Below are 20,884 nucleotides of genomic sequence, written 5' to 3' on the forward strand. Positions count from 1 at the left end.
CATGATCATCGGAAACGCAAATGTATTTGTAGACGGCAAGTTCCAGAAGGGCTCCGTGGCCGTGGAGAACGGCGTCATCACCGCCATCGGCCCCGCCGGATGGCCCTGTGATGTGGACGCCCAGGGCAAGTACCTGGTGCCCGGCTTCATCGACGTGCATACCCACGGTGCCATGAACGAGGACTTCTCCGACGGTAAGCCCGAGGGTCTGCCCGCCATGTCCAAGCACTACGCCGCTCACGGCGTCACCTCCTTCCTGGCCACCACCATGACTCTGAAGGAGGAGGTTCTTACCCCCGCCATGGAGACCATCCGTGGTTTTGTCCGCCCCGCCGACGGCGCCAAGTGTGCGGGCATCCATCTGGAAGGTCCCTTCCTCTCCTACGCCAAGCGTGGCGCTCAGGCCGCTGAGAACCTACACAAGCCCGACGCGGAGATGTTCCACCGCCTCAACGCCGCCAGCGGCGGCCAGGTCCGCCTGGTCACCGTGGCCCCCGAGGAGGAGGGCGCCATCCCCTTCATCGAGGAGGTCTCCAAGGTGTGCACCGTCTCCATCGGCCACACCACCGCCAACTATGAGACCGCCATGGCTGCCTATGCGGCCGGCGCCTCCCATGCCACTCACCTGTATAACGGTATGCCCTCCCTGCTCCACCGTGAGCCCGGCGTCATCGCCGCCGCTCTGGACAGCGGCGCTACCGTGGAGCTCATCTGCGACGGCCTGCACATCCACCCCGCCGTCATTCGTGCCACCCACCGCATGTTCGGCAAGAAGCTGGTCATCATCAGCGACTCCCTGCGCTGCGCGGGTATGCCCGACGGCCAGTACGAGCTGGGCGGCCAGCCCATCGAGATGAAGAACGGCCGGGCTACCCTGCTGGGTACCGACACCCTGGCCGGCTCCTCCTCCAACCTGCTGCAGGAGCTGCAGAACGTAGTCTCCTTCGGCCTGCCTCTGGAGGATGCCATCACCGCCCTCACCTCCGCCCCCGCCAAGGCGGTCCGGCTGGACCACGAGATTGGTTCCATCGCTGTGGGCAAGAAGGCTGACCTGCTCCTGCTCACCGAGGATCTGGAATTGGATTCCGTCTACATCGACGGCAACAAAATCATTTAAATCATATTATTGGAGGAAACTGCTATGAGAATCATCAAGGCGAAAGATTACGATGCCATGAGCCGCGCTGCCGCCCACATCATTGCTGCTCAGATCCAGCTCAAGCCCAACTGCGTGCTGGGCCTGGCCACCGGCTCCTCCCCCATCGGCACCTATAAGCAGCTCATCGAGTGGAACAAGGCCGGCGATCTGGACTTCTCCGCCGTGCGTTCCGTCAACCTGGACGAGTACGCTGGTCTGACCCCCGACCACGACCAGAGCTACGCCTACTTCATGCGTCACAACCTGTTTGACCACGTGAACATCGATCTGGCCAACACCAACGTGCCCAGCGGTGTCAACGGCGACGGCGAGTGTGAGCGTTACGACAAGCTGATCGCTGATTTTGGCGGCATCGACCTGCAGCTGCTGGGTCTGGGTGTTAACGGCCACATCGGCTTCAATGAGCCCGACGACCACTTCTCCCTGGGCACCCACAAGGTGACTCTCACCGAGAGCACCCGCGATGCCAACAAGCGTTTCTTCGCCTCCATTGACGAGGTTCCCACTCACGCTTACACCATGGGCGTGCGTGACATCATGCAGGCTCAGCGCGTGCTGATGGTGGCCTCCGGCGCCAACAAGGCTCAGGCTATTAAGGACGCCTTCTTCGGTCCTGTTACTCCTCAGGTCCCCGCTTCCATCCTCCAGTACCACAAGGACTTCATCCTGGTGGCCGACGAGGAAGCCCTGTCTCTCATCTGATTTTTTCATTCCTTTCCAAAAAGGGAGCAGCCCGATGGGCTGCTCCCTTTTTGTCACCTCCAACACTCTGACAGCATAGAGTAAACCAGCAGGCGGCCAGCGCCGCTGCCACGTTTCACTTTTTGGAGGTTTTCTTTTATGGCCGATATCACTCAGGATCTTTTGCAGCTGCAATTGTGACGGGACACGTAAAACGTAATTGAAGAACCTTGAAAGACGCGGTTTTATCTGCAATTAAACGACGTTTAAATGGGAATAACTGAAAGAAAATCGAATAAGTATGCACAGCGGCCCGCCTCCTTCATGGCATGAAGATGGGCCGCTGCTGTGCTTTATTCAAGGTTTGTGCTGGCTATCCGGGTTCGGGCCTGGTTGAGTACATCCTTCAACTGTGCAACCAAATCCGGGTACTGCCGAACCTGGGCCAGCAAGTCCGCCTCCATCTGGTCAAAGGCAAGCTCCGCTTTCCGTTTGGTGGCGTAGTCCGTCCTTTTGCGGTCAGCCTCGGCCTTGGCCAGCTGGACAAACAGCCGCCCCGCCTTTTCAATGGGCATATTATTGAATTCTTCCTCAGCGGAGGAAATCTTCTGTAGCAACCCGCTTTTAAGGATTGCGCTGGTGGCCTCAGTGGTGTCCAGATCGGGATTCCTGCCGATAACATCAATGATGTACTTGGTCTTCTCCAGGTCATCGGCGACACGCTGCGCCGATTCAAACACTTTGAAGGCGTAGCGGGACAGAGACGATTGGCTGACTTTATAGCCCTGCTCCGCGAGCCATGCAATGATATCGGCATAGCTCATGTTGTAGTTCACCAACCGCTCATTAACGCCGTCCAGAACGGTCTTTGGAAGCTGATATAGCTTCGCGTCTGAGCGCGGCTTCCTGGGCTTACCCATCACAAATCAATCCCCGATTCCGGGTCGCCGCCGTTCTCAATGAAATGGACGCCCTTCGTGGTTAACCGTGCCACACCGTCCTGCTCATAAGCGGTGTCGGGCGTGATCTTCTTGTTGGTGAACTCAATGAAACCCATATCATAGAGGTATTTCAAAGGCTCCCAAATATCCGGGTCAGAAACCAGTCCGTCCCGGACAAGGCAGTTGGAGATGCGGCGGACGGCCAGGGCATTATGGTAGCCCTTCACCAGCATACGGAGGATATACCCCCGGACGGCGGCGTTGTGACCGCCGATTTTCTCAAAATCCATGGTCAAACCCTCCTATTAGACATTCCCGTATTTTGCGATATCCTCAGCAGACAGCCCCATCAACTCGTGGACTCTGGAATGATGGCGCTGCGCCTGGGGAGGATTCTCGGGACAAACTTCACCCATAGGCACAACTTGGGGCGCGGTCTTGAGCCAAAGAGTGAAACCGTCCATGTCATTCATTGCGGACTGGAACGCCCAGTCACGTTGGAAGGGCAGCACCTTCCCGTCCTTTAGGGCTTCCATCACCACGCCGTCCGCCTTCATCCGGGCAACCTCAAATTGGTAGGCGTCTGCTTTGAGCTTTAGGGCTTCTTGTCCTTCCAGCAAGGCGGCAACCGCTTGATAGATATCCTCCATGGTGGCGGACGGATCAAGCTGCAAAAGCGACGCCAGCTCCGCCACAGTGTCCTTGCCGCCGTCCACTGCGTTCTCCTGATCCGCGCTGCCCTCGCCTTCGTTGGGCTTATCACTACAGGCAATAGGTGCCATGGCGTCAATAGCGGGGGTGTTGGTGAGGGCCGCAGAGTGGAGCGCAACCACCCGCCGCTCCTTCCCCTGGGTCAGAATGACCGGGGATAGATAGCGGTACTCCCGGTTTTTCAAGTACTCCACCGCCCGATCTGTCCAGTCTACAGCCCCATAGATGCCGTCGCTTTTCAGCACGATATCCTTAATCCAGCCCGCCGCCGGGGCCTGCATATCCTTCAATGTCTGGTGCTCGTAGTCGATGGGAATTTGGAGCTGCCGCTCCGCAAATTTACAGCGGATAGACTGAAAGGATTCATTGTCCACCAGGAAATCACCTTTTGTGCTGTGAACCAGCCCCAGGGGGAGAAGCTTTACCAGCTTATGGGGCGTCTGGGCACTGTAGCCGCTTTCCTCGAAAGGAAGGGAGTTGCTCAGAAAAATATACTTGATGTCCATAGCGCCCTCCTTATGCCTCAGTAGGCATATCTGCCTCGCCGGTGGAACCAAAGGCAAGTTGCCACAGGCCATACCCGGCATTGCAGCGGGCATCCACGCCGTAGATGAATTCCTTACTAAAGAACACGTTGTCATCACTGGGGCTGTCCTTTGCGACAAGCTGCGGCTTGCGGCGGTTCTGGAAGATAAAGGGCTTGACGGGGCGCTTGGTACACAGCAGGAACCACTGCTCCGGGTTGGCGGCCAGCTCCGGCACCACCAGTAGCTCGGCGGTGCCCTTGTAGATGTTGACCTCCTGGTGGATTTCATCCGCCATAAGGATAGTCCGGGCGATGGCTTCCTTTTGAGGTGCCACAACCAGCAAATCCGGGACGATGTTCATAACCTCGCCCTGGTCGTTCACCAGGCACATCATCTGGGTGCGGGCTGCGCCGTAGCTGTCGGGCGTGAGTTTGTACGTTCCCTTGTTGCTCTGGGGATTGACCATTTTCCCCTCGACGGCAGGGGTGTGGTCATCGCTGATAAAAGGCTTACCGTCAAAGCATGGCTCCGTGAAGGACCGGGGGAACAGGCCGAACACCAGCTTGTCCGGGTGCTTCCGGGCGCTGTAGGCCAAATCCTGGAACATGGGCTTGTAGACACCGATGCAGTCATCTTCCAAATCGTTGCGGGGTACAGACACGGTCAGCTCAAAGTCCTTGTTGCGGATGGTGTAGCCGTAGGCGGATAGATTTTTGATTTCCCTGTCACCAATCCACTCCCGCATGGAGGGGACAGCTCCCAGCCATGCGTAGCTTTCGTCCCGTGTTTCGCTGGGGACCTCCATAGCCACGCGTGGGTACTGTGCCTCCATCTCCTGGAACGCCTTGTTGAACACAGTGTTGAAGCTCTGAAATGCTTCCCTAATTGTGCCGCTGTTGATAATCATTTGGTTTGTCCTCCTTTTTAGTCAGATGTGGGATAAGATGGTTTCTGCCGTACAATTTGCTGAACAAGCCGCTGGGTGACGCCGTATCTTTCTGCAAGCTCTGGAATGTTGTAACCGTTGTATGCCTCTTTGATTTTCTGGTCTCTGAGCGGTCGTAGAATGCTTTCAGCTTGAGGCATATAGAAGGTTGAACCGCCAACCAGCACAGCCAATTTTAGAAGATTGTCCGCCCCGATTTCCTCAGCGATTTTTTTACATATCCCTTCGGGCAGCATGGAAGATGTAAGCTCATTTGTCCATGGCTCCAACACGTTATGCACCGCCTTTCAGCAAACAAATTGCATTTTAATAGTAACGCTATTTCTACGAAAAGTCTTGTTGAAGCATTTCTTTGAATTACCTCTAAGCAAAAATCAAATGTGACAGTGAGACCCGCGCATAGACGATATTCACCACCCGCTCAATTCGCCGTTTAAAGAGCGCATAAGCGTCTTTTGTGCACGGATGGTCACACATACGCCCGGACGATTAAACCCCCGTTATCACGCGTGATAACGGGGGTAGAAACAAGATTATTCATTGAACTCTCGGAACACCTTCAAAATCTGCTCCGGGAACTTGGAATCGGAGATATGCCGCTCCATGTCAGCCCCAGTCTTGAGGCCGATATAGAAGCCCAGCAGGGACGAAGCCGAGACAATGCCCGTGATGGCGTCATCGACCTCAACCTCTAACCGCCTGTCGTTTGGGGCCATGCTGCCGATCAGCGCGAAGGCGTCGGCCTTCATGCGCTGTATGTAGTCATCCCTCTCGCTCAGCTCGCCAAATTCATCGTGGAATTCTTCCCGCAGGGCGTCCAAAACTCTTTTGCTCAACATTTTACATACCCTCCTTACTTCATGCTTTCCAGGGCCAACCGCATAGCGGCTTTAAATCCGCATATAAACCGCCGTGTCTCCGCGAGGCGCAGCAGCTCCGCTTCCTGCTGTTGGTAGCGCTCAAACAGCTTTTGCTGTTTAGGATTAAAGCTGAACAGCAGAGATTCAAGGACACCATCAAATTCCTGGTCAATCCGGTCCTCCTCTTCACACCGTTCCGAGGTAAGGTGCCATAAAACATCTCCCAGTGCGGAAATGGTTTCATTGTTTGCTGTGCTGATATCCAGCGATTCAAAATCGAATTCTTTCATTTTAACGCTCCTTTCTATTTGAGCCGGTCTTATCTTGAAAATCTCTGAACCAGATGTTATACTATTAGGGACTTCGTAGCAGAAGTTTCCCCAGCGTTCGGGCGGTTGCTATTTGCGGTAGCAGCCGCCTTTTTCTCATTTTTGTTGCCTGCTTTAAATCTTGCGTTCATGCAACAACCTCCCCCAAAAGCTGTTTTTGAGTTTCACGGAGGCGCTTCACCGTAAGGGTGGTCTTCTGAGCCACTGCAAATTCAAGGGCTACATCATACAGTTTTACTGCTGTACGGAGGCTTTCAACCTGGGCCAACTTCAAGAGGTAGCTGATACACTCCTGATTGAGGCCGGGGAACATGGCTTCCATCTCCTCCACGGTGTATTCATTGAACACTTTCTTGCGTACAACAATTCTGGTGCGGAGCTGGTCAAACTCATAGCTCCTACGGCCCGCAAGCATTTGGCGATAAATCTTGTCGTTTCCCGAAAGGACAACTCCCACCCCGGCCAAATCGTTGAGGTTTCTCACGGCCTGGAGAGCATCAAGGGATAAGTGGTCGGCCTCGTCAATGATAATCAAGCGGTTGGAGTTGGTAAGCTGTTCCACCAGCGCATTCATAAGCATTGCTTTCCGTCCTGGGGCTTGCCGTCCCAACTGCTGGCAGATAAGCCCCAGTATAGCGGTTGCTGTTGTGGTACAAGCGTTGGCAGTAACGAAGACAACGCCCGTGTTGGTTTCTGCATAGTAACGAAGGGCGGTTGTTTTCCCGGCTCCGGCGTCCCCGCTCACCAAAGCTAAATCATTGTGGCGATGTGCGTAAAAGCATGTGAATAGGACTTCTTTGGTGTTGTAAAGTTCTGGATAAAATTGGGTGCCTGAAACATTGTTTAAACGCTCTTTACCGACCGTTAGATACTGGATTATAGTCTTGGCTACTTCCTCGTTGTCGCCCGTATAGGAGCCGTTCAGGAACTGAGAAATGACAGAAGTGGATAGATCTGTTTCCTTCGAAATCTGTCGTTGGGATTTGTGGCTCTGCTCCATGAACTCAGTTAGGGCAGCTCTGGTCTCTGCAAACATTTCATTACCTCCTTAAGCCTGTTTTTGATAGAATTCTAGCAGCGTGGCGCTTGCGCTCTCCTCCTCTCTGATGCGCCGGGTGTTTTGCGTCTGGTCGGTAGCTTTCAAAATGGCGGCGTTTTGCACTGCCTGGGGCGTGATTTGTTCTACGACACCTGTTTCTCCGGATTCGCTGAAAACCTTTTCCATGAGCTGATTCCGGGCAATAATTTCGTGAATATCCATATCACGAGAAGGCTTGTACTTTTTAACGATGGCCTGTGCCTTCTTTTTCTCTTTGGCGGCCTTGATGTAATCTTCCTCGGTAGTGTGGCGGAAGGGGGTACGGACTTTGGCCTCGGCCATACAAATTGCCCGCCCATCCATATCAAAGACAGCCATTTTATCGATGTTGTCCGGGTCGTAGACTACAACCACATGGTCGCCCAGATGGGAAAGGAGCAAATCGTTGAAATAATGATTGTTCTTGATAGAGACCCCGTTTTTATTAACTACCCGCTCCTCAGAGTTTCCGCAAAGGAGACGGAGGGCGTCAAGGTCAGTTACCTCCCGCTTAACCGCAAGGTTTTCAAAGTAAATCTCATCTGGGCACTTTCCGCACATGTCGATTCCGCTGCTGGGTGTCTGATTATACTCGTCTATGTAGGCGGTAAGCAGTTCGATAAATTTATCCAGCGTGGGAGCCTGAGACAAAATCTCTCGGTCGGAGACCTGCATACACTCGGGCCTGATTTTAGCGTTGCAGCCGGTATAAGTGTCGAATCTGCGGCTAAAGCGGTTGGTAAAGGTGCCGAAGAAGCGCTCCACAGTCTTAGCTGCTCCGTGGTATGGGGTGGCGTATATGGTTCCCACTCCGAGCTGGTTCACAAGGGACATGGGATAGTCCCGGCTAAAGCTGCTGGAACGGTAGTCCTTACCGTTGTCGAAGTAGACCTCGTTGGGAACACCATACTGTTCCACGCCCAGACGGAAGCACCGCTTTACGACAGTTGCGTTAGGGTCGGCATTTCTGACTACGAAGGACATCACGCGATTGGAGCGGGCGTCAAAGAACACGGTCAGCCACGGACGGATTGCCTTGGTCCCGTCTGCGCTCTTGACGAAGACATCTACAAGATGATGGTCACTGAACCAAATATCGTTGGAAGCGATGTCCAGTCTGCTGCGCTCCATGTAGGGAAGGGCGTCATTGAAAGCTTTTGGCCCCTCACGGTAATAGAGGATGGCATAGTAGGGAATCGTCTGGACCTTCCGTGCAAAGGTTTTGTAGGACGGAATCATGGGGTATTGCATCTTGGTTACGTCGTAGCAAAGCCTGATGGATCGTTTTTGCTGGGTCATGTAGAGGGAGTAGAACAGTTCCCAGGCATCCGCTGGTATGGTGTCCTCTCCCCGGTTATACCCGCCGCGCTGATCTATGAGGCCCGCCACGTTCTTGCCCTGATATTTCTGTTGCCAGCGGAACAACTTGCTTTTGGTGATTGCGTCCTCAGGCGGGTTGTTGGCATTGAACCAGGCAACGAATTCATCTGGAGCAAGGCTTGATTGGTGGTACTGTTCCACAACCCACGCCTTGGCGTCGGCCTCAGTCCGCTGTTTTCCCGTAAACTGCAAGATGTCAGTGGGAGGAGGAAACTCTCCACGATACTTGGCCTGAGCTTCCTCTGGAAGTGATTCTAAGGCGATACGCAGCTGCTTGCCGCCTCGGCCCTTGCCTTTGACATGACAAGATTCATACCGATTTTGTTGTGCCGCGATTTGAATCGCTCTTTCAGTTACTTGAAGAGCCTGTGCCGCTTCCTGTACTGTTAGCCATGTCAAAGGAACTCACCTCCTGTCGAACTGAATTATCTTATGCGAAAGAGAAATACTTTATTGGCTGATGCTATGGCATCAAAACTCTTTGCCGAACAACGCGGCAACAAGGTCAAATGGGTCTAAGCCTAAAGGTTTCGCAATTTGCTTTAGTGTTGCCAGTGTTGGTATTGCCCTGCCATTGATGACGGCGCAAAGATATGTTTTTGATATCCGCGCTTCCTGTGCAAGCCATTTTTGTTGTTTGCCAATTTCCTTCAGTCGCCTACCAATCAGCGTACCCAAAGGAGGCTTGTTGTTAAGATTGGTAGTCCTAGACATATATTCACCCCCTTGAATTTTGTTGTGGCAGTAGATATAATGAACTATCTAAGTTTATTATAATGTGAGTTAGTTACAAAGTCAACAAGAAATAATGTAACTAAAGAAAGGCTGCGGTACAGATGAAACTAGAATCCAGCAATGAAAAGCTTAACGGAGAGATGATTAAGGCAATTCGCCAGAGGTACGGACTATCTCAGCAAGAATTTGGAGCGCGACTTGGTGTAACTCACGCACATATCAGCAAAATTGAGAGCGGAAAAGAAAATCCCTCTGAAACACTTTTAAAGCTTATTAAATACGAATTTAAAGTCGATAAATTTTTGGGCGTACCATCTTCAACAGTAACGAAGCCAAAGATTAAGCAATATCTCAATATCCTTGAAGACTTAATGCTTAAACATAAGAAGAGTGATGGGTGCTTATATAATACAGAATTTATGTTGGCTGCACTTATTACAATTTATCGTGATACCAACAAAAGCGAAATGTATCAGGAATTATTGCTCGATTCTCTCTCTGGCATAATTGACGAAATAGCGCAGTTTATCGAGACTACTCAAAAGGAGCCAGTGGGTGAAGACTCAATACTATTACAAGGAAGTAAGCTCTCACGTTTAAAAAATGAGGTTGGTAGCTGTTTAGACAACCTCTATAGTTTGCTTGAAGAGCGCATTAAATAATGGAATAAATATCCCATGTTTTTGAATGTTTATTAATTTCGTTTTGTGTGTCAAATTTTCGTTAGTCGTTTCGTATAAATACAGTATAAAACCCCCGCAAGCCCTTTATTAAACAGGGTTTGCGGGGGTTTTGAACAGTTGGATAGAATTTCGTTAGTCAGGTTATCAATTACGTTTTGTGTGTCAAATTTTCGTTAGTAAAAATCGCCGTTTTCCCTTGTTACACAATGGATTGACGGTATTTCACCGACTAACGAAATAATATCGTTTTGCGTGTCTCGCTACAGCAATACAGCCAGAACTTTCCCATCAGCGGGATGCAGGAGGCTGACATCAATCTAACCCTGCCCCCGGTTCCTACTGCCACCGCTACTGTTTACGGCACCGTGACCGACAGTACCGATCCCATTCCCGATGCCACCGTTAAGTTATTCGATAGTAAGGGAAAACCCTACCAGCATACCCTCACTGATAAAAATGGTGAATATACTCTGGACGGTATTCCCGCTGGCACCTACACTCTGGCTGCCGTCAAGGAGGGGTATCTCCTCAGCGACGCCGCCGGCGTGGTCCTCACTGCCAGCGACACCACCCAGATCAACCTGGTATGCACCCAAGATTCTTCCCTGTCTCTGGGTGCGCTTGCCGGTGTGGTGAAAACTCTGGTAGACAAGACTGAGACTCCGCTGTCCGGCACCAAACTCTCTCTGCTCAATGCCGCCAACGAAGTGGTAGCTACCACCTATTCTGTGGATGACGGCGAATTTGCCTTCTATGATCTGGCTGACGGTTCCTACACCCTGATGGCCTCCGCTATGGGATATCTGCCTGCTGCTCCTATGGCTGTGACCATTGTTAATGGCTCCATCGCCAACGTATTGGTGACTATGAGCGCCGATTCCCGCACTTATAACGGCACCGTCAGCGGTATCATCCGAGATCAGAACAGCAATGCTGTGGCCGGGTGCTTCGTCGGGCTTTTCCAGGTGGTAAATGGCCAGGAGAAGCTGGTTGCTACTACCAAAACCAATGCTGCCGGCAAATATCTGTTCGGCGGTGTGACCGGCGGCGAGTACCTGGTCAAGGCCAAGATGAATCAGTAACCGGTGCACTGACTGTAGGAGTTCCCTTCTGCCTGTGGGGTGACGGTGAAGCGGAGCAAAATCTGTGCTTCTCCCAGCGGTATGCCTTGTGCGCCCTGCGGGTGCTGTGCGGCGCCTGCTGCCCTTGGAGCTGGGTGCAGTTAGTAAGTCATACCGGCTGCCATGAACGCACCTATCGCCTGCTGTGCAGCCAGGAGATCAATTTTTCTTCCCTGCCTCCAGGAGATTATTTGCTCACTCTCTGCCGTCCCCACGGGCGGCAGGACCTGTGGATCCACCTGTCACCAGGCTCCAATGTGGAGTGCCGCTTTTGTCCCAACTCCAGTCAATGGTACTGGAGAAGGCTCCCCTGCCACTGCGCCTATAATCTCACCTAGCAAAGAAGACCGGGAAGGCTCTGCCTTCCCGGTCTTTTCTCATGTTTAGTTTGAAAAGGACTCCAGCGCCTTGGCGTCCTCGCTGCGGCGCTCCTCGATAGCTTCCTTCAGAAGCATATCCTTTACCTTCATCAGCCGGATGGTGTTAGCGCGCTCGTTCTCATCCAGCTTCATGGTAATATATTTGATGCTCTCCTCCATCTGGGGGATCTTCACATACTCTAGAGCATTGACACGGCGGCGGGTCTTCTCGATCTCCTCGGCCAGCAGCTGGGAGGTCTTTTCGATCTCTGCCAGCTTCAGCATGTCTTGAAAAACCTGGGACATGGCATCCACCGCGTCGTCCAGCTCACCGCTGGTCTGGGCAAAGCCGTAGGGATAGACCTCACCCGGGTCCTGGCTGCGGGTCTTGAAGTGATACTCTGGCACATCCACGGACATGATGTTCTGGAAAGTCATCTCCAGCTCCACGGACTGCTTGGGGTACATGAGGGACTGCTCCAGCATCTCAGGGGACATAAGGGCGGCAGCTACGGTAAAGGAACCGTGGGCCCGCATAAGGCCCTCCTCTACCCGTTTCCGAAGGGCCCGGTTCTCCCGCACCACATCCATAAACTGCTTCATCAGCTCGTCGCGCTTATCTTTGAGCAGCTTGTGGCCCCGCTGGGCGGTCTTCAGCCGGCCTTTCAGCCGGGTCAGTTCCATACGGGTGGGATTTATTGTTGTGGAAGGCATTCCAATCCCCCCTTAATCCTTCTTGGGCAGATACTTGTCGATATACTCGGGCTTAATGCGCTTGAGCTCACTGCGGGGCAGGATACTCAGCAGCTCCCAGCCCAGGTCCAGGGTCTCCTCAATGGAGCGGTTCTCCTCGGTGCCCTGGGAGACATAGCGCTTTTCAAACTCGTCGGCAAACTTGGCATACAGCAGATCAGTGGGGCTCAGGGCGGCCTCACCCAGGATGGACATAAGCTCCTTGTTTTCCTTACCGGTGGCATAGGCGGCAAAGAGCTGGTTCATGGTACCCGAGTGGTCCTCACGGGTCTTGCCCGCACCGGTACCCTTATCCTTCAGACGGGACAGGGAGGGCAGCACGTCCACAGGGGGATTGACGCCCCGGCGGTACAGCTCACGAGACAGAATGATCTGGCCCTCGGTGATATAGCCGGTGAGGTCGGGGATGGGGTGGGTCTTGTCATCCTCAGGCATGGTGAGGATGGGGATCATGGTGATGGATCCTTCCTTGCCCATCTGGCGGCCGGCACGCTCGTACATGGTAGCCAAGTCGGTGTACAGGTAGCCGGGGTAGCCGCGGCGGCCGGGAACTTCCTTCTTAGCCGCAGAAATCTCACGCAGAGCCTCGGCGTAGTTGGTAATGTCGGTGAGAATGACCAGCACGTGCATGTTCTTCTCAAAGGCCAGATACTCCGCGGCGGTCAGAGCCATACGGGGGGTGGCGATACGCTCGACGGCGGGGTCGTTGGCCAGGTTGGTGAACAGGACAGTACGGTCAATGGCGCCGGTGCGCTTAAACTCGCTGACGAAGAACTCAGACTCCTCGAAGGTGATACCAATGGCGGCGAAGACCACGGCGAAGTTGGACTCGCCGTCCAGCACCTTGGCCTGACGGGCAATCTGAGCAGCCAGCGCGGCGTGGGGCAGACCGGAACCGGAGAAGATGGGCAGCTTCTGACCACGGACCAGGGTGTTCAGGCCGTCAATGGTGGAAATGCCCGTCTGGATAAACTCGTTGGGGTAGTTCCGGGCGGCAGGGTTCATGGCCAGACCGTTGATATCCCGGTACTCGTCGGCCAGAATGGCAGGGCCGCCGTCAATGGGCTCGCCCATGCCGTTGAACACGCGGCCCAGCATATCGCCGGACACGGCCAGCTGGAGAGGATGGCCCAAGAAGCGAATCTTGGACTGAGCCAGGTTGATACCGGCGGAGTTTTCAAACAACTGCACCACGGCGGAGTCGCCGTTGACTTCCAGCACCTTACAGCGACGGACAGTGCCGTCAGCCAGCTCGATCTCGGCCAGCTCGTCATAGGTGACACCCTGGACGTGGTTGACCACCATCAGCGGGCCGGAGATCTCTTGGATGGTTTTATATTCCCGAATCACAGAGCCATCTCTCCCTTCTCGCCAATGGCGTTGGTCTCCTCTTCCAGTTCCACCATAATGTTGGCGTAGTTGTCCAGATACTGGTCGGCGGGCACCGACTTGGCGCGACCGATCTTTTCACGCACAGGTACGGAGAACAGCTCGTTGAGGTTCCCGCCCCGCTCAGCGGCAGCGCGGCAGTGCTCGTCGTAGTCCCGGATCAGCACCAGCATACGAGCCTGACGGTCGTACTCAGAGTAGGAATCGATATCCACAAAGGAGTTCTGCTGCAGGAAGTCCTCACGGATCATCTTGGCCACTTCCAGAGTGATCTGGTCCTTGGCGGACAGGGAGTCCTTACCGACCAGCTGCACGATCTCGTTGAGGTTGGCCTCCTCCTGGAGGACGGCCATGGCCCACTCTCGGTTCTGGAGGAACTCCTTGCCCAGATGCTCGTCGTACCAGGGCTTCAGGGAGTCCAGATACAGGGAGTAGGAGTTCAGCCAGTTGATGGCGGGGAAGTGGCGGCGGTAAGCCAGGGAGGCGTCCAGAGCCCAGAACACCTTGACAATACGCATGGTGGCCTGGGAGACAGGTTCGGATAGGTCGCCGCCGGGAGGCGACACAGCGCCTACGGCGGTCAGGCTGCCCCGGCGGTCATCGGAGCCCAGGCAGGCCACGCTGCCGGCTCGCTCGTAGAACTGAGCCAGACGGGAGCTGAGGTAGGCGGGGTAGCCTTCCTCACCGGGCATCTCTTCCAGACGGCCGGACATCTCACGCAGAGCCTCGGCCCAGCGGGATGTGGAGTCGGCGATAACGGCCACGGCGTAGCCCATGTCACGGAAATACTCGGCGATGGTGATGCCGGTGTAGATAGACGCCTCACGGGCGGCCACGGGCATATCAGAGGTGTTGGCGATCAGCACGGTACGCTTCATCAGAGACTGGCCGGTACGGGGGTCCACTAGCTCAGGGAACTCCCGCAGCACGTCGGTCATCTCGTTGCCGCGCTCGCCGCAGCCGATGTAGACCACCAGGTCCACGTCAGACCACTTGGCCAGAGCGTGCTGCATCACCGTCTTGCCGGAGCCGAAGGGACCGGGGATGGCGGCGGTGCCGCCCTTGGCTACGGGGAAGAATGTATCCACGATCCGTTGTCCGGACTGGAGAGGGATGGTGGGAGGATACTTGTGCTTGTAGGGGCGGCCCACACGGACGGGCCACTTCTGCATGAGGGACAGCTCGGTCTTGGAGCCATCAGGCTGCTCCAGCACGGCTACCGTCTCCGTGACGGTATACGAGCCGCCCTGGATGGAGACGATCTTGCCCTGCATCTTGGGGGGGATCATGATCTTGTGGAGGATGGAGTCGGTCTCCTGGACGGTGCCGATGACATCGCCGCCGATGACCTGGGCACCGGGCTCCACGGTGGGGGTAAACTCCCACTTCTTCTCCCGGTCCAGGGCAGGCACTTCCACGCCGCGGGGCAGGTTGTTGCCCTGCACCTTCTCCATGATGACCTCCAGGGGACGCTGGATGCCGTCGTAGATATTCTCAATGAGGCCGGGGCCCAGCTCTACGGACAGAGGGGCGCCGGTGGTGACCACTTCCGCCCCGGGACCCAGGCCGGAGGTCTCCTCGTAAACCTGGATGGAGGCGGAATCGCCGGTCATGGTGAGGATCTCGCCAATGAGGCGCTGCTCGCCCACACGGACCACGTCGGCCATGTTGGCCTCAGTCATACCGGTGGCGACCACCAGAGGACCGGAGACCTTAACGATTTTTCCCATAGGCTAACAAACCTTCTTTCTTCGCCAGGGGCTTTGCCCCTGGACCCCATCCGCTTTTTATAAAAAGCGGCGCAAAAATTTCCGATGCGTGAAATTTTATTTCACGCTAGTTTTTACCAGGATGGGTGCTAGACTTTCTGCCTCCAACCCTCTCTTAGGCAAGCGCAGAAGCAAAACAAAGTTTTGCAGGAAGTTCTTTTGCCTACTTTTCTTTCAAGAAAAGTAGGAGCTTTCTTACAAGAAAGCGGTTAGAGAATATCGGCGCCCACAGCGCGCTCCACGGCGCTCTTCACGTTGGCCATACCGATGCCCAGAGAACCTTCCTTCCCGGGAATCAGGATGATGGCAGGTGTGACCGCGTCCTGGTAACGGGCGATATCGCTTTTCAGCTGAGCGGCCAGCTGCTCGGTCAGGTAGAGGATGGCGTAGTTCTCCCGTGCCATCCGGTGGATGGCCTGCCGCGCCTCGTCCGCGCTGTTTACCGGGCACACCTCCAGCCCCAGGGCCTGAAAGCCCAGCACGCTGTCCGCGTCACCGATCACCGCAATGCGATACATGTCCATCCACCTCCCTTACACATAAGTTTCCCGCAGCCGCTCCCGGATGCGCTCTCCGCTCAGTCCGGCCCGACGGCCGGCCAGAATGGTACGCACGGCGGTGAGCTCCGCCTCTTTGGCGTACAGGTAGCCAATGACTGCCTGCTCTCCAAAGGGCACCCGGCGGGCAGCCTCCAGGTAGGCGGTGAGGGCGTTGTCGCACTCCCGCTCAAAAGCGGTGAGGGCTCCTGCCCCCGGCTGGGCCAGCTTACTGCCCAGCTCTGCCGCCCCGGCCAGAGGTCCGGTCTGGAACAGACTGGAGAGCTCCTCGCCCCGCTGGGCGGCAATGGCCCGGGGAGAAACACTGCCGCCGGGCAGCAGCACCTGGCTTAAAAAGTCGCTGACCTTGTCCATACGGTGGACCCGCACAGCGGTACGCAGGTTGGCTACATCCACGCTCAGAGAGACATAGCCCTGCAAGAATTTGCTTCCTGTGTCCTTGGCCAGCTGGGCCATCTCCTCATAACAGGCCCGGTCCAGTACCAGGTCGGACAGCTGAGGGTCTTTGGTGGCGGCCAGAGTCTCCTGTGCCTGCTTCAGGGCGGTTCGGAAGGCGTCGCTGAGTCCTCTCAGCTCCTCCTTACGCCAGCCCTCCAGCAGCTCTTTGGGATCATAGCGGCCTCCGGACAGGAGCAACCGCTCCCCATCCTTGCCCAGCGCCTGTGCCTTCACCAGCACTTTGGCGTTGTGGTAATCATACTTGATCTGAAATACATCGGCGATGCGGGTGTCAGGCAGAGCAGTACGGATCTCCCGAAAGGCGGAAGCCCGCTCCGCGGCCAACACCTGCTCCAGGTTTTGGACCTCTATGGTCTCCCCGCCTGCATAGCCGCATTCGGAGAGGACCTTCAGGGCCTCGGCGTCGTCCCGGGCCTCGATCATCCGGTCCATCCGCTCCCGGGTCAGCATCCGGTTTTCCATGGCGTGGATCCGGGTGGAGATGCCCAGGTAGTCGGTATCTTTGATGTGAGACAAGGTATCCCTCCTCACTCTCAGGCTTCAAACAAAATGTCAGCCACTTGTTTTTCCAGCTTCTCCCGCTGCAGCCGCACCAAGGTCTCAAAGGCACAGTTGACCTCGATGGGACCGTCCACCAGGATGAAGCCGCCCCGGATGTTCCGGGTCTCCTCCGAGAGGGACAGCAGGCCGGTGCCGGTGATCTGGGCGGTGGCACTGTTGACCAGCTTGCCCACAAAAGCGCCCACCTTGGAGTCGGTAATGGACTCAGGCAGCTCAGGGGCCACGTTCTTCACCAGGGCCTCGTTGGCGGCCACCACCACCTGCTTGCCGATGCGGTTGCGGTCCTTGGGGGAGAATACCAGCTGCTCCTTGCCCGTGGACACCGCCTGAAGCACCAGATGGGTGAGCAGCTGGATGTACTGCTCATCGGGCAGAGCGCACAGCTGCTCCAGAGCCTTATCAAAGGCCTCGGAGAGCACCTCCTGCTTGGCGGCCAGCGCCAGCTTGCGCTTTTCCATCTCGGCGGCGGATTTCAGCCGCTCCAGGCGCTCGGCGGCAGCCTTCTCGCCCCGGGAGAGGATGTCCTGCCGCTCCCGGTCCACCTGGTCCTGGGTCTGGGTGTGGATGGTCTGCAGCTGCTGCCGGACATCCTCTTTCAGGCGGTCCAGCTCTGCCTGACCATCGGCCTGGATCCGGGCCGTGATTTTTTCAATTCCGTCCATAGCGCGTTCCTTTCCCGGCTCAGGCGCTGATGTTGATGATCATCAGCATGGAGGCCAGCAGAGACAGAATGGCGTAGAACTCTACGGTAATGCACAGCACCATGCCCTTGGACCAGTCATCGGGCTTCTTAGCCAGAATGTTGATGGAGCCAGCAGCCACGCGGCCCTGAGCAATGGCGGAGAACAGGCCGCCCAGCGCCATGGGCAGGCAGGCCACAAAGTACTGCATACCCTGAGCCACAGTGAGTTCGGGCAGAGTACCGGAGAGCAGGCCCATGCGGAACACGGCGAAGAACCACACCACCAGGCCGTACAGGCCCTGGGTGCCGGGGATAACCTGAAGGATCATGACCTTACCAAACTTGCTGGGGTCCTCACACAGCAGGCCGGTGCCCGCCTCACCGGCGATGCCGGTGCCCTTGGCGGAGCCGATGCCGCTGAGCACCGCCGCCAGACCTGCGCCCAGCAGGGCCAGGGCCAAACCACCGATGCTGCCCAGGAACGTTGCGCTCTGCTGCAATTCAATCAGTTGATTCATATCCATTGTGTTGTCCTCCTTTTATTTCACCACATCATAGTAGTTGGTATCCAGCTTCATGGGACGGAAGGGCTTGCCTCCATCCTCATAGAACTTATTGAAGTATTCCAGACATTGCAGACGCAAGTCGTGGACGTAGCATCCCAGCAGGTTCAGGGCAAAGTTAAGGGCATTGCCCAGCATGGAAATGATGATAAAGATCACCACATTCCCTGGGATGGCGCCCAGGGTATTGAACACCTGAGCAATGACGCTGCCTGCCAGCATCAGGGCCATAAGACGGGAGTAGGACAGGATGTCGCCGAAGTAACCCGTCACATGGTTGTAAAGGGAACCGAAAATGCCGGTGATCTTGCCAAACCCCTTCTCCGTCAGGATGGGTCCGGCCACCACCATCACGCCGCCCAGAATAATCACCAGATTGGTCACACCCAGAATGGCCAGAGCCAGTCCGGCAAAGACCACCCACCAGGTGACCTCTTCCCAGATGGCGCCCATCACCTGGCCACGGCGCAGCTTTTTCACAAAGCTGATAGCCATGCCCACCAGGATCTGGACAAAGCCCAAAGCCATAGCTCCCACCAGGATCATCATGGTATCCTCCAGGGGAGTAAACAGAGTGGGCCAGAACCAAACAAAGGTGCTCTCCGGGTTGATAAGTTTCAGGAGCTGAGGGATAAAGTCACCGAAGAATCCTCCGGTCACCGCTCCCATGATAAAGGTGCTCACACCACACAGCCCCAGCAGAGCAAAGAAGTTGTGCATACCTGCCCGGGGACGGGACTTTTTCAGCACCACCACCGAGGCGATCATCATCAGCAGCCCGTACCCCATGTCGGCCATCATGATCCCGTAAAACAGGATAAAGAACGGGGCCATCAGGGGGTTGGGGTCCAACCCGTTATAGGCGGGCAGAGAGTACATCTCAGTGACCATACTGAGAGGCCGGGTAAACCAGTTGTTTTTCAGCTTCACGGGCACCTTGGGGTATTCCTCCTCGGTGGGATCCCGCAGCTCCCAGGCGCAGGGGTAATTCTTCATCTGGCTCTCCAGCTGGGGCCAGTTTTCCTCCGGCACCCAGCCCTCCAGCAGGAAGGTCTTCTCCGTATCCAGCAGGCGGCTACGCCCCTCCTCCCGGTTGATGCGGACCGAAGCACGGTCAGCGGCCTGACGGATGGGCTCGGCCAAACTGGTCAGCTGGGCCAGCTGCTGCTCCGCCTGAGCGCTCTCCTGCTCGTTCTGTTCCAACTCCTGGGCAATGCGCTGGTCGTTCTCCTTTGCGTTTCCGGTCCAGCCGGACAGGTTCATGCGGGACCATCCAAAGTCCCGCAGCGCCTGGAGCACTTCCTCCTGGGCGCTGGTGTGACATACCAGCAGACAGTAGCGCACATCCCGGTCCACACTGGCCTGGGTGAGCTGGGCCAACTCGCTGGCCCCTTCCACCGCCCGCTGCACCTGCTCCAGCTCCACACCGGCGGTGACGGTGCCAAACTGCACCACCATCTCCTGGGTGGAAGCCGTGTCCAGAGGAATATTCAGCTCCAGCCAAGGGGCCAGAGCGGCTCGCTGGGTCAGCAGCTTGCTGTGCTGGGCCTCCAGGGCAGCAAGCTGGCGGTCGGCCTCCAGGACCTGCTGCACCGCCTGTTTTCCCTGCTCCTCCCCGTCAAACAGCTGCTGCCGGGTGAGTCTTGGACGGGGTGCCAGCAGGCCTCTTCCCTTATCTCCGTGCCGCTTGAGCACCGCCAGAGCACGCTGGGCCGCCTGCAGATCCTCCCGGGCCTGGGAGAGCGCCTGCCCATCGGGCCGGGAGAGCGTCTGGCTCCCCAGCTGTGAGAGCAGCCCCTGCCAGGTCTGGGGATCCTGGTCGGGCTCGTCGATCTCCACGCAGCCCATCCCCTGCAGCAGCTCCAGCAGCGCCTCTCGGTCGCTGCGCATGGCCAGCAGCCGCAGCCCCTTCATTTTGACGATTGCCATCAGCTATTCACAACCTTTTCCACAATGAACGCCGCGGCCTGGTCCAGCCGGCCCCGGGCTTTTGTTTTAAACTCCTCGCATTCCTGCGTGGCGTCTTTCAGCGCGTCCAAGGTCCACTGGGCGGCCTCCGCCTCTGCCTTGGCCATCATCTGCCGGATCTGGAGCTCCGCCTCCTGACGGGACTCCTCCAACTGACGGCGGGCCAGACGCTGGGCTTCCAGCACACGCTGCTTGCCCTCGGCCACAGCGGCCTCCTTGCGCTGTTTCATTTCCTGCTCCAGCTGGGCCACTTTCTTGATCTCTTCCACTGCCATATCAATCACCACCCTGTTGTTTCGTTGTGCGATATTTTGTTCTTGAAACACATTGGATATCTAGCTCTGATTTTAGGCGAAATCGCACAGAATTGCAAGCACATTTTCCCCTCCCCTTCACGGTCCAATTCCTCTCTTTTTCATTTCTAGGCCTTTTTTCCAGTCTTTTCTTTCCTTTCTCTTCCGGTTTTGTTGCTTATTACACGTTTTTTTACAGTTTTCGCATTTTGTATGAATCCTACTCCCTGCACAGCTGCAAAAAACCGCCCATTTCCGTAGTGAACAGGTCCATTAAAAACGGACAATAGACAAAACACCCCCTAATGTAGGAAAATAAAAGTAACTACATTAGGGGGTATTATCATGGGCAAAAGAAGCTATACGCACACACAGATATT

The 20,884-nt window shown here is 55.9% G+C and carries 24 protein-coding genes; 5 read left to right on the forward strand and 19 right to left on the reverse strand.

The features are described 5' to 3' along the window. The first annotated feature begins 1 nt into the window (after nucleotide 1). Together nagA and nagB are read left to right on the forward strand one after the other, a co-directional pair. Nucleotides 2-1,117: an N-acetylglucosamine-6-phosphate deacetylase gene (gene nagA / locus ACEVJL_RS13490; RefSeq protein ID WP_008979927.1), complete on the forward strand. Its 1,116-nt coding sequence runs from the start codon at nucleotides 2-4 to the stop codon at nucleotides 1,115-1,117. Between the two features lie 24 nt (nucleotides 1,118-1,141). Beyond that, the gene (gene nagB / locus ACEVJL_RS13495; RefSeq protein WP_020989454.1) at nucleotides 1,142-1,861 is read left to right on the forward strand and encodes a glucosamine-6-phosphate deaminase; all 720 of its coding nucleotides are present in this window, start codon (nucleotides 1,142-1,144) and stop codon (nucleotides 1,859-1,861) included. Nucleotides 1,862-2,193: 332 nt separating this feature from the next. Here the strand turns inward: nagB and ACEVJL_RS13500 are convergent, their stop codons facing one another. The 10 genes from ACEVJL_RS13500 to ACEVJL_RS13545 form a co-directional block, all read right to left on the reverse strand. Further along, a complete protein-coding gene (locus ACEVJL_RS13500; RefSeq protein ID WP_374738146.1) occupies nucleotides 2,194-2,760 on the reverse strand; it encodes a phage protein Gp27 family protein in 567 nt (188 codons plus the stop codon). Continuing rightward, nucleotides 2,760-3,071 (reverse strand): hypothetical protein, encoded by a 312-nt coding sequence (locus ACEVJL_RS13505; RefSeq protein ID WP_374738147.1) that lies wholly within the window; start codon nucleotides 3,069-3,071, stop codon nucleotides 2,760-2,762. The genes ACEVJL_RS13500 and ACEVJL_RS13505 overlap by 1 nt, the downstream gene beginning before the upstream one ends. A gap of 15 nt (nucleotides 3,072-3,086) precedes the next feature. After that, nucleotides 3,087-3,998 (reverse strand): phage protease, encoded by a 912-nt coding sequence (locus tag ACEVJL_RS13510; protein ID WP_374738148.1) that lies wholly within the window; start codon nucleotides 3,996-3,998, stop codon nucleotides 3,087-3,089. Nucleotides 3,999-4,008: 10 nt separating this feature from the next. Then, nucleotides 4,009-4,926, reverse strand: a complete 918-nt coding sequence (locus tag ACEVJL_RS13515) for a Mu-like prophage major head subunit gpT family protein (protein ID WP_374738149.1) — start codon at nucleotides 4,924-4,926, stop codon at nucleotides 4,009-4,011. A gap of 17 nt (nucleotides 4,927-4,943) precedes the next feature. After that, nucleotides 4,944-5,237: a Mor transcription activator family protein gene (locus ACEVJL_RS13520; protein ID WP_374738150.1), complete on the reverse strand. Its 294-nt coding sequence runs from the start codon at nucleotides 5,235-5,237 to the stop codon at nucleotides 4,944-4,946. 261 nt (nucleotides 5,238-5,498) lie between these two features. After that, nucleotides 5,499-5,804, reverse strand: coding sequence for a hypothetical protein (locus ACEVJL_RS13525; protein ID WP_374738151.1), 306 nt, complete (start codon nucleotides 5,802-5,804; stop codon nucleotides 5,499-5,501). 14 nt (nucleotides 5,805-5,818) lie between these two features. Further along, entirely contained in the window at nucleotides 5,819-6,115 is a 297-nt protein-coding gene (locus tag ACEVJL_RS13530; RefSeq protein WP_374738152.1) for a DUF6809 family protein, read from the reverse strand. Nucleotides 6,116-6,281: 166 nt separating this feature from the next. Continuing rightward, the gene (locus ACEVJL_RS13535; protein WP_374738153.1) at nucleotides 6,282-7,190 is read right to left on the reverse strand and encodes an AAA family ATPase; all 909 of its coding nucleotides are present in this window, start codon (nucleotides 7,188-7,190) and stop codon (nucleotides 6,282-6,284) included. Between the two features lie 12 nt (nucleotides 7,191-7,202). Continuing rightward, entirely contained in the window at nucleotides 7,203-9,011 is a 1,809-nt protein-coding gene (locus ACEVJL_RS13540) for a Mu transposase C-terminal domain-containing protein (RefSeq protein WP_374738154.1), read from the reverse strand. 72 nt (nucleotides 9,012-9,083) lie between these two features. Beyond that, complete coding sequence (locus ACEVJL_RS13545; RefSeq protein WP_374738155.1) at nucleotides 9,084-9,326, reverse strand: helix-turn-helix domain-containing protein; 243 nt, start codon at nucleotides 9,324-9,326, stop codon at nucleotides 9,084-9,086. A 122-nt stretch (nucleotides 9,327-9,448) separates the two neighbouring features. Between ACEVJL_RS13545 and ACEVJL_RS13550 the strand changes: the two genes are divergently transcribed. The 3 genes from ACEVJL_RS13550 (at nucleotide 9,449) to ACEVJL_RS13560 (ending at nucleotide 11,489) form a co-directional block, all read left to right on the forward strand. Beyond that, complete coding sequence (locus ACEVJL_RS13550) at nucleotides 9,449-10,009, forward strand: helix-turn-helix domain-containing protein (RefSeq protein ID WP_374738156.1); 561 nt, start codon at nucleotides 9,449-9,451, stop codon at nucleotides 10,007-10,009. A 269-nt stretch (nucleotides 10,010-10,278) separates the two neighbouring features. Next, a complete protein-coding gene (locus ACEVJL_RS13555; RefSeq protein WP_374738157.1) occupies nucleotides 10,279-11,112 on the forward strand; it encodes an MSCRAMM family protein in 834 nt (277 codons plus the stop codon). Between the two features lie 86 nt (nucleotides 11,113-11,198). Continuing rightward, a complete protein-coding gene (locus tag ACEVJL_RS13560) occupies nucleotides 11,199-11,489 on the forward strand; it encodes a hypothetical protein (protein WP_374738158.1) in 291 nt (96 codons plus the stop codon). 45 nt (nucleotides 11,490-11,534) lie between these two features. Here ACEVJL_RS13560 and ACEVJL_RS13565 read toward each other — a convergent pair whose 3' ends face one another. The 9 genes from ACEVJL_RS13565 to ACEVJL_RS13605 form a co-directional block, all read right to left on the reverse strand. Next, the gene (locus ACEVJL_RS13565; protein ID WP_235398433.1) at nucleotides 11,535-12,224 is read right to left on the reverse strand and encodes a V-type ATP synthase subunit D; all 690 of its coding nucleotides are present in this window, start codon (nucleotides 12,222-12,224) and stop codon (nucleotides 11,535-11,537) included. A gap of 12 nt (nucleotides 12,225-12,236) precedes the next feature. Continuing rightward, entirely contained in the window at nucleotides 12,237-13,613 is a 1,377-nt protein-coding gene (locus tag ACEVJL_RS13570; RefSeq protein ID WP_008979922.1) for a V-type ATP synthase subunit B, read from the reverse strand. Next, a complete protein-coding gene (locus ACEVJL_RS13575) occupies nucleotides 13,610-15,382 on the reverse strand; it encodes a V-type ATP synthase subunit A (protein ID WP_110441263.1) in 1,773 nt (590 codons plus the stop codon). The genes ACEVJL_RS13570 and ACEVJL_RS13575 overlap by 4 nt, the downstream gene beginning before the upstream one ends. A gap of 248 nt (nucleotides 15,383-15,630) precedes the next feature. Beyond that, on the reverse strand, nucleotides 15,631-15,945 hold the full coding sequence (locus ACEVJL_RS13580) for a V-type ATP synthase subunit F (RefSeq protein ID WP_151075456.1): 315 nt from the start codon (nucleotides 15,943-15,945) through the stop codon (nucleotides 15,631-15,633). Nucleotides 15,946-15,954: 9 nt separating this feature from the next. Next, nucleotides 15,955-16,953, reverse strand: coding sequence for a V-type ATPase subunit (locus tag ACEVJL_RS13585; RefSeq protein ID WP_374738159.1), 999 nt, complete (start codon nucleotides 16,951-16,953; stop codon nucleotides 15,955-15,957). 17 nt (nucleotides 16,954-16,970) lie between these two features. Next, nucleotides 16,971-17,660 (reverse strand): V-type ATP synthase subunit E, encoded by a 690-nt coding sequence (locus ACEVJL_RS13590; RefSeq protein WP_008979918.1) that lies wholly within the window; start codon nucleotides 17,658-17,660, stop codon nucleotides 16,971-16,973. A gap of 19 nt (nucleotides 17,661-17,679) precedes the next feature. After that, nucleotides 17,680-18,198 carry a V-type ATP synthase subunit K gene (locus ACEVJL_RS13595; RefSeq protein WP_084203533.1) on the reverse strand — a complete coding sequence of 173 codons (519 nt, stop codon included), beginning with the start codon at nucleotides 18,196-18,198 and terminating at the stop codon, nucleotides 17,680-17,682. A 21-nt stretch (nucleotides 18,199-18,219) separates the two neighbouring features. Beyond that, nucleotides 18,220-20,172, reverse strand: coding sequence for a V-type ATP synthase subunit I (locus ACEVJL_RS13600; protein WP_374738160.1), 1,953 nt, complete (start codon nucleotides 20,170-20,172; stop codon nucleotides 18,220-18,222). Further along, entirely contained in the window at nucleotides 20,172-20,486 is a 315-nt protein-coding gene (locus tag ACEVJL_RS13605; protein ID WP_235398429.1) for a hypothetical protein, read from the reverse strand. The genes ACEVJL_RS13600 and ACEVJL_RS13605 overlap by 1 nt, the downstream gene beginning before the upstream one ends. Nucleotides 20,487-20,884: the final 398 nt, after the last annotated feature.

The sequence above is a fragment of the Flintibacter porci genome, assembly GCF_041925195.1.
Lineage (GTDB): Bacteria > Bacillota > Clostridia > Oscillospirales > Oscillospiraceae > Lawsonibacter > Lawsonibacter porci.

Bases quoted from the DNA above. Each gene is read 5' to 3' on its own strand.
- nagB (WP_020989454.1), top strand. From the start codon at position 1,142: ATGAGAATCATCAAGGCGAAAGATTACGATGCCATGAGCCGCGCTGCC.
- ACEVJL_RS13510 (WP_374738148.1), bottom strand. From the start codon at position 3,998: ATGGACATCAAGTATATTTTTCTGAGCAACTCCCTTCCTTTCGAGGAA.
- ACEVJL_RS13595 (WP_084203533.1), bottom strand. From the start codon at position 18,198: ATGAATCAACTGATTGAATTGCAGCAGAGCGCAACGTTCCTGGGCAGC.
- ACEVJL_RS13575 (WP_110441263.1), bottom strand. From the start codon at position 15,382: ATGGGAAAAATCGTTAAGGTCTCCGGTCCTCTGGTGGTCGCCACCGGT.
- ACEVJL_RS13605 (WP_235398429.1), bottom strand. From the start codon at position 20,486: ATGGCAGTGGAAGAGATCAAGAAAGTGGCCCAGCTGGAGCAGGAAATG.
- ACEVJL_RS13565 (WP_235398433.1), bottom strand. From the start codon at position 12,224: ATGCCTTCCACAACAATAAATCCCACCCGTATGGAACTGACCCGGCTG.
- ACEVJL_RS13530 (WP_374738152.1), bottom strand. From the start codon at position 6,115: ATGAAAGAATTCGATTTTGAATCGCTGGATATCAGCACAGCAAACAAT.
- ACEVJL_RS13550 (WP_374738156.1), top strand. From the start codon at position 9,449: ATGAAACTAGAATCCAGCAATGAAAAGCTTAACGGAGAGATGATTAAG.
- ACEVJL_RS13505 (WP_374738147.1), bottom strand. From the start codon at position 3,071: ATGGATTTTGAGAAAATCGGCGGTCACAACGCCGCCGTCCGGGGGTAT.
- ACEVJL_RS13525 (WP_374738151.1), bottom strand. From the start codon at position 5,804: ATGTTGAGCAAAAGAGTTTTGGACGCCCTGCGGGAAGAATTCCACGAT.
- nagA (WP_008979927.1), top strand. From the start codon at position 2: ATGATCATCGGAAACGCAAATGTATTTGTAGACGGCAAGTTCCAGAAG.
- ACEVJL_RS13590 (WP_008979918.1), bottom strand. From the start codon at position 17,660: ATGGACGGAATTGAAAAAATCACGGCCCGGATCCAGGCCGATGGTCAG.
- ACEVJL_RS13515 (WP_374738149.1), bottom strand. From the start codon at position 4,926: ATGATTATCAACAGCGGCACAATTAGGGAAGCATTTCAGAGCTTCAAC.
- ACEVJL_RS13545 (WP_374738155.1), bottom strand. From the start codon at position 9,326: ATGTCTAGGACTACCAATCTTAACAACAAGCCTCCTTTGGGTACGCTG.
- ACEVJL_RS13600 (WP_374738160.1), bottom strand. From the start codon at position 20,172: ATGGCAATCGTCAAAATGAAGGGGCTGCGGCTGCTGGCCATGCGCAGC.
- ACEVJL_RS13580 (WP_151075456.1), bottom strand. From the start codon at position 15,945: ATGGACATGTATCGCATTGCGGTGATCGGTGACGCGGACAGCGTGCTG.
- ACEVJL_RS13500 (WP_374738146.1), bottom strand. From the start codon at position 2,760: ATGGGTAAGCCCAGGAAGCCGCGCTCAGACGCGAAGCTATATCAGCTT.
- ACEVJL_RS13535 (WP_374738153.1), bottom strand. From the start codon at position 7,190: ATGTTTGCAGAGACCAGAGCTGCCCTAACTGAGTTCATGGAGCAGAGC.